General features: G+C 73.0%; 11 protein-coding genes. 5 read left to right on the forward strand and 6 right to left on the reverse strand.

Annotation, left to right across the window (positions count from 1 at the left end; translation table 11 throughout):
- Positions 1–425 precede the first annotated feature (425 nt).
- Both DY240_RS26755 and DY240_RS26760 read right to left on the reverse strand, forming a co-directional pair.
- Positions 426–854 (reverse strand): MerR family DNA-binding protein, encoded by a 429-nt coding sequence (locus DY240_RS26755; protein WP_119662719.1) that lies wholly within the window; start codon positions 852–854, stop codon positions 426–428.
- Positions 851–1168 carry a hypothetical protein gene (locus DY240_RS26760; protein WP_199702536.1) on the reverse strand — a complete coding sequence of 106 codons (318 nt, stop codon included), beginning with the start codon at positions 1166–1168 and terminating at the stop codon, positions 851–853. Before DY240_RS26760 ends, DY240_RS26755 begins: the two co-directional genes overlap by 4 nt.
- A gap of 57 nt (positions 1169–1225) precedes the next feature.
- Between DY240_RS26760 and DY240_RS33800 the strand changes: the two genes are divergently transcribed.
- Positions 1226–1615 carry a YkvA family protein gene (locus tag DY240_RS33800; protein ID WP_119662720.1) on the forward strand — a complete coding sequence of 130 codons (390 nt, stop codon included), beginning with the start codon at positions 1226–1228 and terminating at the stop codon, positions 1613–1615.
- A gap of 41 nt (positions 1616–1656) precedes the next feature.
- On the opposite strand, the gene DY240_RS26770 is transcribed toward DY240_RS33800, so the two are convergent.
- From DY240_RS26770 to DY240_RS26785, 4 genes are read right to left on the reverse strand one after another with little or no spacing between them, the layout of a single operon-like run.
- Positions 1657–3981, reverse strand: coding sequence for a glycoside hydrolase family 3 N-terminal domain-containing protein (locus DY240_RS26770; RefSeq protein WP_119662721.1), 2325 nt, complete (start codon positions 3979–3981; stop codon positions 1657–1659).
- A gap of 22 nt (positions 3982–4003) precedes the next feature.
- Positions 4004–4837 (reverse strand): carbohydrate ABC transporter permease, encoded by an 834-nt coding sequence (locus DY240_RS26775; RefSeq protein ID WP_119662722.1) that lies wholly within the window; start codon positions 4835–4837, stop codon positions 4004–4006.
- A complete protein-coding gene (locus DY240_RS26780) occupies positions 4834–5742 on the reverse strand; it encodes a carbohydrate ABC transporter permease (RefSeq protein WP_119662723.1) in 909 nt (302 codons plus the stop codon). Before DY240_RS26780 ends, DY240_RS26775 begins: the two co-directional genes overlap by 4 nt.
- Positions 5742–7082 carry an extracellular solute-binding protein gene (locus tag DY240_RS26785; protein WP_119662724.1) on the reverse strand — a complete coding sequence of 447 codons (1341 nt, stop codon included), beginning with the start codon at positions 7080–7082 and terminating at the stop codon, positions 5742–5744. The genes DY240_RS26780 and DY240_RS26785 overlap by 1 nt, the downstream gene beginning before the upstream one ends.
- Positions 7083–7236: 154 nt before the next feature.
- Here DY240_RS26785 and DY240_RS26790 point away from each other — a divergent pair, with 154 nt between their 5' ends.
- From DY240_RS26790 to DY240_RS26805, 4 genes are all read left to right on the forward strand, one after another.
- A complete protein-coding gene (locus DY240_RS26790; RefSeq protein WP_119662725.1) occupies positions 7237–8256 on the forward strand; it encodes a LacI family DNA-binding transcriptional regulator in 1020 nt (339 codons plus the stop codon).
- 329 nt (positions 8257–8585) lie between these two features.
- Complete coding sequence (locus tag DY240_RS26795; RefSeq protein ID WP_119662726.1) at positions 8586–9881, forward strand: ammonium transporter; 1296 nt, start codon at positions 8586–8588, stop codon at positions 9879–9881.
- Positions 9882–9885: 4 nt separating this feature from the next.
- Complete coding sequence (locus DY240_RS26800) at positions 9886–10224, forward strand: P-II family nitrogen regulator (protein ID WP_119662727.1); 339 nt, start codon at positions 9886–9888, stop codon at positions 10222–10224.
- Between the two features lie 128 nt (positions 10225–10352).
- On the forward strand, positions 10353–11199 hold an 847-nt coding region (locus DY240_RS26805; RefSeq protein WP_456077698.1), incomplete at its 3' end, for a [protein-PII] uridylyltransferase family protein.

Here is an 11199-nt window from a genome sequence, read left to right on the forward strand (position 1 = left end):
GTCAGCCACACCCCCAGTTTCATCCCGGCGGGCGCCAGCCCGGCATGACTGGCTATCAGGGGGACGGGGGGAGTGTGGCGACGGCTGCCGGGGCGTCTGGCCGGCTTCAGTGTGGCGTTGGTGTCGTGGAGCGTCCACCTGGTGAGATTCCACCGTGATTCGGGGGGCATCACGAGGATTACCCCAGCGTCAACACCCTTACAGTCATGGTGATGCTCAGGTAATCCTCGTGATGTAGGCGATCGTTGATGATCATCGCCGTCCACGACCCGGCAAAGCGCGCGAAACGGGCACGCCAAGGCCGAGGTGTGCCCACATCCTCCCCGTCCCCTGATAGCTGCCCGTTCGCGGCAAGAGAATGGGGCAGCAGGGGGACGGGGAGCCCCAGCGAACGCCACACCAAGCCGACCCGGATGATCACCGGGTCAGGCGCTGCCCGCGGGTTCGGCGAGGTGGGTGAACGGGATCGGGCAGTCCGGGCTGCCGGCGCAGTCGCGCAGGTCGTGGCAGCTGGCGTCCAGGGCCGCCCGGAGGGTGTCGCGCATCGCCGTCAGGTCGGCGATGCGCGCGTCGATCTCGGTGATCTTCGCCGTGGCTCGCTCGCGCAGGTCGGCGTCGGACCGGGCGTGCCCGCGGCCGGTGTCGACCAGGTCGGCGATCTCGTCGAGCGTGAAGCCCAGGCGCTGGGCGGCCTTGATGACGCGGACGGTCGTGACGGCGCCGGCCGGGTAGACGCGGTGACCGCCGAGCGTGCGGCCGGGAGCGGCCAGCAGACCCCGTCGCTCGTAGTAGCGCAGCGTCTGCCGGTTGACGCCGGCCGCGGCGGCCAGTTCGCCGCTGCGCAGCCCGGTCATCGGGCCAGCCGCTCCAACCCGTCGAGCACGGCGGCCTGCGGGGCCGGCACGTCCACGGTCAGCGCGCCGCCGTCCCCGAACGTGAAGGTGAAGAACGCGCAGCAGGCGGTCTCGCGGGCGGCGAGGTCGCGGGCCGCGGCGAGGACGGCGGGGTCGTCGTCCAGCGTGAGCCGGAGCCGGGTGGACGACACGCGGTCGGGCTGTCCGGCGGAGCGGGCGAACAGGTCGGCGAACTCGGCCAGCCGCAGCGGCCGGTCCGCCGACGGCAGCCGGCACGAGTCGGGGACGAACGAGGCGTCGGCGATGATGTCCATGTCCCGACGGTAAACCTGTACCCGGGTACCGGTTGCAAGTCCCGCACGGAGGTGGCGATGCCCGGCTGGCTCCAGGCCATCCTCGTCGCGGCCGGCGTGCTGGTGCTCACCTGGCTGGTGCTGATCGTGCTCGCCCGCCGGCTGCCGCCGGGCCTGGCCAGGGACCTCGCCGCCTTCCTGCCCGACTGCGTCACCACCGCGCGCCGGCTGCGCCGCGACCCGCGAGTGCCGCGGCGCGCCAGGCTGGCGGTGCTGTTCGGGCTGCTGTGGGTGCTCTCGCCGATCGACCTCATCCCGGAGTTCCTGCCGGTCATCGGGCCGCTCGACGACGTCGTCGTGGTCGCACTGGTGCTGCGCTACGCCGCTCGGAGCGTGCCGGGCGAGGCGCTGTTCGAGGCGTGGCCGGGCAACCCGGAGCTGCTGCGCCGCCTCCTCGGCGTCCGCTGACGGCCCCCTCGACCCACGTTGCGGGAGGGAGGGGTGCGAAGTCAGTCGATGCGGACCGGCGTGGTCATGACGCGGGCGCCGTCGAGCACGCGCACCGCGCCGCTGATCTCCAGCTCGGCACTGACCGGGACGTCGTCGCTCGACGGGCCGGCGGCCAGCGTGAACGTGCCGGGCTCGACGATGCGCCGCAGGTCCAGGCCGGGGAACGAGGTGCGGTCGGCGTGGACGGCGAACGTGACGCGCCGCGCCTCGCCCGGCGCCAGCGGCACCCGCCGGTAGCCGATCAGCTCCCGCACCGGCCGGACGACCTGCGCGGCGTGGTCGGTGAGGTAGAGCTGGACGACCTCCTCGGCCGGCCGCGCGCCGGTGTTGCGCACCGTCACCGTCACGTCGACGGACCCGTCGGACGGAATGGCCGGCGCGCTCAGCACCAGCGACTCGTAGGTCACCGTCGTGTACGACAGCCCGTGCCCGAACGGGTACAGCGGCGCGGGGTCGAGGTTCGAGACCCCGTCGGTGCGCTGGTCCAGCGGCGCCGCGCGGTAGGTGGGCAGGGACGACGACGGCGTGCGGGGGACGGCGACCGGGAGCCGGCCGCTGGGGTCGATCCGCCCGGACAGCACGCCGGCGATCGCCGCGCCGCCCTCCTCACCCGGGAAGAACGCCTGGACGACGGCCGCGCACCGGGGCGCGAGGTCGCCGAGGGCGTACGGCCGTCCGGACACCACCACCAGCACGACCGGCGTCCCGGTGTCCAGCACCGCCGCCACCAGGTCCGCCTGCACGCCCGGCAGCGTCAGGTCGGGCGCGTCGCAGCCCTCGCCGGACGTGCCGCGGCCGAACAGCCCGGCCAGGTCGCCGACCGTCACGATCGCGACGTCGGCCTGTGCGGCCAGCGCCACCGCCGCGGCAAACCCGGACCGGTCCTCCCCGGTGATCGCGGCACCCGGCGCGTGCGACACCACGCTGTCCGGCAGCTCCGCCCGCAGCGCGTCCAGCAGCGTCGGAACCGCGACGCCGAGGTCGTCGCCGCCGTGCTGGGCCAGCACGTGGTTGGGGAACGAGTAGCAGCCGAGGAACGTGCGCGGCTCGACCGCCGTGGTCCCGACGACGGCCACCCGCGCGGCGGCGGGCGCGAGCGGGAGCGTCCCGTCGTTGGCGAGCAGCACGACCGACCGCTCGGCCAGCCGGCGGGCCAGCGCCCGGTTGGCGGGGGAGTCCAGGTCGGCGCCGTCGTCGGTCCGCGGCGCCCAGCCGGGGTCGAGCAGGCCGAGCCGGGCCTTCTGCAGCAGCACCCGGCGGGCCGCGTCGTCCAGTACGGCCTCCGGGACGGCGCCGGCCCGGACCAGCGCGGCGAGCCCGGCGAAGCCGACGGTCTCGGGCAGCTCGACGTCGACCCCGGCGGTCAGCGCGAGGACGCCGGCGTCGTCGTCGCCGCCCGCGATCCGGTGCGTCTTGTGCAGGAACGGCACCGCCCAGTAGTCGGACACGACGGTGCCGCCGAACCCCCACTCCTCGCGCAGCAGCGACGTCAGCAGCGCCCGGCTGGCGGTGGGCGGGACGCCGTCGACGGCCGCGTACGACGGCATCACCGAGCCGGCGCCGCCCTCACGGATCGCCAGCTCGAACGGCGGCAGCAGCACCTCGGCGAGTTCGCGCGGACCCATCGCGACCGGTGCGTGGTTGCGCGCCGACCGCGACGCGGAGTACCCGGCGAAGTGCTTCAGCGTCGCCACCACCCCGGTGGACTGCAGGCCGCGCACGTACGCCGTCGCCACCGTCGCGACCAGGTACGGGTCCTCGCCGATGGACTCCTCGACCCGGCCCCAGCGGTAGTCGCGGACGACGTCGAGCACGGGCGACAGCCCCTGGTCGACGCCGACGGCGCGCAGGTCGCGCCCGATCGCCGCCGCCATCTCCTCGACCAGGCCGGGGTCGAAGGCGGCGCCCCACGCCAGCGGCGTCGGGTAGACGGTGGCGCCGTACGCCGTGAACCCCGTCAGGCACTCCTCGTGCGCGATGGCCGGGATGCCGAACCGGGACACCCGCATGACCTGCGCCTGACGGGCCCGCAGATCGGCGATCCCGTCGGCGACGGACACCGGCGCCGTCCCGAACACCCGGGTGAGGTGGCCCAGCCCGTAGGCGATGGCGTCGGCGAACGAGCCCGGGCCGGCCATCTCGCTCTCCATCGGCGCGACGTCGCCGTCCGGCTCCTCAGCGGGGCGGTGCCAGAAGCTGCCGAGCTGGCCGGCCTTCTCCTCCGGCGTCATGGCGGCCAGCAGGGCGTCGACCCGCTCGGCGAGGGGCAGCGTGGTGTCGTGCCACGGGCCCGAGAGCGGGCCGGCCCAGGTGTCAGCAGTCATCGAGGTCCTTCGATGTCGAGGGTCACTTGCCGAAGCCGGCGGTCAGGCCGGACACCAGCTGGCGGCGGCCGACGATGAACGCGGCCAGGACGGGGAGGGCGGACAGCGTCACCGCGGCCAGCACCGCCGGCACGTTGACGGCGAACTGTCCCTGGTAGGTCCAGAGCGACAGCGGCAGCACCCGCACCGACGAGCTCTGGGTGAGGATCAGCGGGAACAGGAACCCGTTCCACACCTGCAGCGCCTGGTAGATGCCGACGGTGAGCAGCGCCGGCCGGCTCAGCGGCAGCACCAGCGCCAGCAGGATCCGCCCGTGCCCGGCGCCGTCGGCGCGCATCGACTCGAACAGCTCCGCCGGGATGTCGCGGACGAAGTTGACGATGATCAGCACGCTGATCGGGATGGCGAAGGCGATGGCCGGCAGGATCAGCGCGACCAGGCTGTCGTACAGTCCGAGCCGCACGATCAGGTAGTACACCGGGATGATCGTCGCCTGCACCGGGATGGCCAGGCCCAGCAGCACCAGCCGCAGCGTGCCCCGCGACAGCGGCGTTCCCGCGCGGACCAGGTAGTACGACGCCATCAGCGACACCGCCAGGATCACCACGACCGCCGCGACCGTCACGATCAGGCTGTTGCTCAGGTAGCGGAGGAAGTCGTTCTCCAGCACCAGCCGGTACGCGTCGAGCGTCGGGTCCGCCGGCGGCAGCAGCGGGTTCTCGACGTAGTAGTCCTGCTGCCGGCGCAGGCTCGTGAGCACCAGGTAGTAGATCGGCACGATCGTGACGACGACCCAGACGAGGCCGCCGAGCGCGCCGAGCACGTTGGGCGTCTCGCGGATCCGGCGCGCGCTCATGCCGCACCCGCCTGCTGGCTCTGCATGCGGCCGGAGCCGGAGATCCGACTGAGGAACAGCGACAGCCCCAGCCCTATGACCACCAAGAGGACCGCGATGACGCTGGCCGGGCCCATCTGGTAGCTGCGGAAGCCGGTCAGGTACATGTCCAGCGGCAGGATCCGGGTCGCGTCGCCCGGCCCGCCGCCGGTCAGCACGAACACCAGGTCGAAGTAGGTCAGCGAACCGACCAGCATGAGCGTCGACGACGTGACGATCGTGTAGCGCAGCTGCGGCAGCGTCACGTACCGGAACTGCTTCCACCGTCCGGCGCCGTCCAGGACCGCCGCCTCGTACAGCGACGCGGGGATCTGCCGGACGCCGGCCTGGTAGAGCAGCGCGTGGAACGGGACGAAGCACCAGCCGACCACGAAGATCACCGCGTAGAGCGCGAGGTCGGGGTCGCCGAGCCAGTTCGTCGTCAGCGTGCCGGGGGAGAAGGCCCGCGACAGCCCGAAGTTCGGGTCCAGCAGCGACCGGAACGTGATGCCGATGGCCGCCGACGAGAACAGCAGCGGCAGGAAGTACAGGACGGCGAAGGCCGCCCGGTACCGCTGCCGTCCGGCGGTGAACACGCCGAGCAGCAGCGCGACCGGCGCCTGGAACAGGTAGGACACGACGACGAACACGACGGTGCGCCAGAGCGCGGCGCGGGTGTCGGGGTCGGTGACGGTGTCGATCCACATCTCGGTGCCGGCCCACCGGGGCGTGCCGAGCCCGTCCCACTCCATGAAGGAGAGGACGACGACGCCGCCGAGGGGGAGCAGGGCGAAGAGGCCGAAGAACGCGAGGGCGGGCACCGCCAGCCAGAACGGTGGCCCGGTGCGGTGTGTCGCCGCCGCACCGGGCCGTCGGTCGATCGTCATCAAAGCGTGGCGTTCATCGCGTCGACGAACTGCTGCGGGGTGATCTCGCCGAGGAAGATCTGGCTGAGGTTCGTCAGCAGTTCCTGCGCCTGGTCGGCCGGGAGCGCCTGGTCCCAGGAGAGCTGGAAGTGCGGCGCCTCCTGCACCAGCTGGTAGGCGAAGCCCAGGTACTCGGCGTCGTCGCTCTGCGCGATGCGGTCCTCCAGGCCCGCGACCGGCGGGACGCTGCCGGCGTCGAGCATCGCGGTGAGCTGCTCGTCGTCGTAGACGAACTGGTTGATGTAATCCAGGGCGGTCTGCCGGGCCTCGTCGCTCGCCGACGCGGAGATCGACCAGAAGTTGGCCGGGTTGCCGACGATGTTCGCGGGGTCGCCGGTGCCGCCCTCGATGGACGGGAACGTCGTGAACCCGAGCGCGGACGTCGCGAACTCCGGGTTGTCGGTGTGGAAGGTCGCGTAGACCCAGCTGCCCTGCAGCAGCATGGCGGCCCGGCCGGTGTGCACCAGGGCGGCGTCGGCGCTCTGGTCGGCGGCGACGGAGGCGAACGCGTCGCCGAAGCCGCCGGCGTCGACCAGCTCCTGGATCTTCGTCAGCGCCTCGAGGATCGCCGGGTCGGACCACGCGTCCGGCTGGCCGTCGAGGACCGCCTGGAACACCTCGGGACCGCCGATGCGGTCGGTGAGGTACTGGATCCACATGAGCTCGGGCCAGACGCTCTGCCCCGCCAGCGAGAACGGGATGATGCCGGCGTCGCGGAACGCCGCGACGGCGTCGAGCGTCTCCTGCCAGGTGGTGGGCACCTCGATGCCGACCTGCTCGAAGAGGGTCTCGTTGTAGTAGAGGACGACCGGCTGGACGTCGTTCATCGGGACCGCGTAGGTGGTGCCGTCGATGACGCCGTTCTGGGCGACCGACGGCATGACCCGGCTCGCGAGGTCGGCGGTCTCGGCGCCGATGTCGACCACCTGGTCGTTCGCGACGTAGTCGGCCAGCGTGCCGCCGGTCCAGTTCATGATGAGCGTCGGCGCCTCGCCGGACCCGACCGAGGTGCGGATCTTCTCCTTGTAGGCGTCGTTCTCGAACTCCTCGACGGCGATCTGCTGGTCGGGGTGCTCCTCGTTCCAGCGCTCGAACGAGGCGGCCGTGACGGGCCAGCCGCCGCCGGTGAGGATCCAGGCGCTGGCCGCGCCTCCGGCGGTGTCGCCGCCGGCGTCGCCGTTGCCGTCCGTGCTGCCGTCGGTGGAGTCGCCGGGGCTCGCGCCCCCGCACGCTGCCAGTGTGAGCGCCGTGGCGGCGGCGACCGTCGCCACCGTCACGGACCGGAGTCTGGTGTGCCTCATTGCGCCATCCCTGTCCTTCGTGGAGCAGCGGCTCCGATGCCGGGGCCCGAAACCTTTTCGATCACGTTTCGAGTTGGCGCGAGCCTAACCAGGTGCGGGTGAGGCGTCAATCACGGGTTGACAACGGACGCAGGTTCGAAATAGTTTCGGGCGCATGCGTGGAGAGCGGCCGACTCTCGACACCGTCGCGCGAGCCGCCGGGGTGTCGAAGGCGACGGTGTCGAAGGTGCTCAACGGGCGCGGCGACGTCGCGGCGGCGACGCGCCTGCGGGTCCAGGAGGCCATCGGGTCGCTGGGCTACGTTCCCAGCACCGGCCGGCGGGTGCACGACACCACGCCGACGATCACCGTGCTGTTCGACGCGTTCGTCAACCTGTACTCGGCACAGGTGCTCTCGGGCGTGGTCGCCGCCGGCATCGAGCAGGGCGTCGACGTCGTCGTGACGCATCTCGCGGGGTCGTCGGCGCTGACGCCGGGATGGTTCCGCGGGCTGGCCGCCAAGGGCCACGTCGGGCTGATCGTCGTCACCACCGAGGTCCGGCCCGAACAGGTCCGCGCCTGCGCCGACGCCGGGCTCGGCCTGGTCGCCGTCGACCCCGTCTCGATCGATCCGAGCACGACCGATCGGCTGGTCAGCGTCAGCGCCACCAATTGGTCGGGCGGCCTGCAGGCCACCGAGCACCTGCTCGGACTCGGGCACCGGCGCATCGGGTTCGCCGGCGGCCTGCCCGCGTCGCGGCCGGCGCAGCAGCGGCTGCACGGGCACCTGGCGGCGCTGAGCAGCTGGAACGTCCGGAGCGACGACTCACTCGTGCTGCAGGTGGGCTTCAGTCACGAGGACGGCCGGGCGATGGCCTCGCGGCTGCTGGACCTCGCCGACCCGCCGACGGCCATCGTGGCCGGCTGCGACGCGTCGGCGCTGGGCGTGATGGAGGAGGCCCGCCGGCGCGGCCTGCGCCTCCCCGAGGACCTCAGCATCGTCGGCTTCGACGACACCTACGCCGCCGCGTGGACGTCGCCGCAGCTCACGACGGTGCGGCAGCCGATGCGCGAGATGGGCCGGGTCGCGCTGCGGACGCTCCTGTCGCTGGCGCAGGGCCAGCGCCCCGAGACCCACCACTTCGAGCTCGCCACCACCCTCGTCGAGCGCGCCTCCACCGCACCCCTGGGCTGACGACGTGGGGGCGGCGGCGCGTCACGCGCCGCTGGGGCACCTCACCCGCCCGCGGGACCGAACGGCCCCCGTCACCGGCTCCCACGCGGTCTTCCGGCGAGTGAGGTGCCCCTCAGGCGGGTGAGGCGCGGGCCGACGGCACGACCCTCGTCCGTCCGGCCGCCGGAGCCCGCGCCGAGGAGCTGTTCACGTACTCGTAACGCGGGAGTGGGCCATGTCACGTGGCCGTAATGGCCGCCGCACGCCCGAGTAACGACGGGTCGCCACGATCACAGGGACGTGGCCGGCCGGTGAACGGGCCGGCGTTCCGACTCGGCTAGGAGCCAACGATGCCCGAACTCAGCGCGGGCGATACCGCGTGGGTGCTCACGAGCGCGGCTCTCGTTCTGCTCATGACCCCTGGACTGGCCTTCTTCTACGGCGGCATGGTGCGCGCCAAGGCGGTCCTCAACATGCTCATGATGAGCTTCCTCGCACTGGCGATCGTGCCGGTCATCTGGGTGCTGTGGGGCTACACGCTCGCCTTCGACGGCACCAACGGCGGCCTGATCGGCGGGCTGGGGAAGTTCGGTCTCGACGGCGTGGGCCTGGACTCCATGCATGCGGCGCCGATCCCGGAGTTCGCGTTCGTCGCGTTCCAGGCGGTGTTCGCGATCATCACGGTCGCGCTGATCAGCGGTGCGATCGCCGAGCGGGCGTCGTTCCGCGGGTGGGCGATCTTCGTCCCGATCTGGCTGACGCTCGTCTACCTGCCGGTCGCGAACTGGGTGTGGGGCGGCGGCTGGATCTTCGAGCTCGGCGCCCTGGACTTCGCCGGCGGCACCGTCGTGCACATCAACGCCGGTGCGGCGGGCCTGGCCCTGGCGCTGGTGCTCGGCAAGCGGATCGGCTGGCCGCAGCAGCCCATGCGGCCGCACAACCTGCCGTTCGTGCTGCTGGGCGCGGGCCTGCTGTGGTTCGGCTGGTTCGGGTTCAACGCCGGATCGGCGCTGGGCGCGAACGGGCTGGCCTCGGCGGCGTTCGTCAACACGCTGGTGGCGACGGCGGCCGCGGTGCTCGGCTGGCTGCTGGTGGACGTCGTGAAGCAGAAGCACTCGACGACGCTCGGCGCGGCGTCCGGCGCGATCGCCGGCCTGGTCGCCATCACCCCGGCGTGTGCCTACGTCAGCCCGATCGGCGCGATCATCATCGGCGTCGTCGCGGGTGCGGTGTGCGCGCTGTGCGTCGGCCTCAAGTACCGGTTCGGCTACGACGACTCGCTCGACGTGGTCGCGGTGCACCTGGTGGGCGGCATCGTCGGCACGCTGATGATCGGCCTGCTGGCCACCGAGTCGTTCACCGGCGGACCCGAGGGCCTGTTCTACGGTGGCGGGGTGGACCTGCTGTGGCGCCAGGCGGTGGCCGCGGCCGTCGTCATCGTCTTCTCGTTCGTCGTCGCCTTCGTCCTCGGGAAGATCATCGACGCCACGGTCGGGTTCCGGGTCAGCGAGGAGGAGGAGGTCGACGGCATCGACCTCAACAGCCACCTCGAGACCGGCTACGAGCTGACCTCGACGTCGGCCGGCCCCACCCGGGGCGTGCCCGCCCCGGCGCCCGCCCGCGCCGAGACCACGCAGGGAGCGTGACCACATGAAGCTCGTCACCGCCGTCATCAAGCCGTTCAAGCTGGACGAGGTGCGCAAGGCGCTGGAGGCGTTCGGCGTCAACGGCATGACCGTCACCGAGGCCAGCGGCTACGGCCGGCAGAAGGGGCACACCGAGGTCTACCGGGGCGCGGAGTACACCGTCGACCTCGTGCCGAAGGTGCGCCTGGAGGTGCTGGTCGACGACCTCGACGTCGACCAGGTGCTGGGGGTCATCGCCGAGGCGGCCCGGACCGGGAAGATCGGCGACGGCAAGATCTGGGTCACGCCGGCCGAGGCGGTCATCCGGGTGCGCACCGGGGAGACCGGGCCGGACGCGCTCTGAGCACCGCCACTGCGCGGTTCGTCGCGCTGCGCCGGGCGATCGTCGACGACGACCGCCTCGGCGCGGCGCAGCGGGCGCGGACGCTGTCGGAGCTGGCCGACGGTTGGCTGGCGCGTCTGTTCGCGGACGTGCCGGCCACCGCGCGCCGCGGCTACGCGCTGGTCGCCGTCGGGGGGTACGGGCGGCAGGAGCTGCTGCCCGGCAGCGACCTCGACGTCCTGCTGCTGGTCACCGGCCGCGGTGACCCGGGCGCCGTCGCCGACGCGATCTTCTACCCCGTGTGGGACGCCGGGCTGGCGCTGGACCACTCGGTGCGCACGCTCGGCCAGGCGCTCGAGGTGGCCGCCGGCGACCTCAAGGCCGCGCTCGGGCTGATCGACGCCCGGCACGTCGCCGGCGACGAGGCGCTGACGGAGCAGCTGCGCGCCGACGTCCGCGACGCCTGGCGCAAGCAAGCGGCGACCCGGCTGCCGGAGCTGGCCGCCATGTGCCGCGACCGCGCGGCGAGCGTCGGCGAGCTGGCCCACCTGCTGGAGCCGGACCTCGTCCAGGCCTACGGCGGGCTGCGCGACACGCTGGCGCTGCGGGCCGTGACGGCGTCGTGGATCGCCGACCGCCCGCGCACCCCCGAGGTCGACCTCGCCCGGCAGTGGCTGCTCACCGTCCGCGACGCACTGCACCGCACCACCGGGCGGCGGCAGGACCGGCTGCTGTTCGAGAACCAGGACGACGTGGCCGCCGCGCTCGGGCTACCCGACGCCGACCCGCTGCTGCGCCGCGTCGCCGAGGCCGGCCGCAGCATCGCCTACGCCTCCGACGTCACCTGGCGCGACGTCGAGCGCACGCTGGCCGGCCGGCGGCGGCGCGGCCTGCGGCGCCAGCAACCCACCCGCCGCCCGCTGGCCGACGGCGTCGACGAGTACGACGGCGAGGTGGTGCTCGCCCGCGACGCCGAGCCCGCCCGCGACGCCGTCC

The sequence above is a fragment of the Jiangella rhizosphaerae genome, from assembly GCF_003579925.1.
GTDB classification, from domain to species: Bacteria; Actinomycetota; Actinomycetes; order Jiangellales; family Jiangellaceae; genus Jiangella; species Jiangella rhizosphaerae.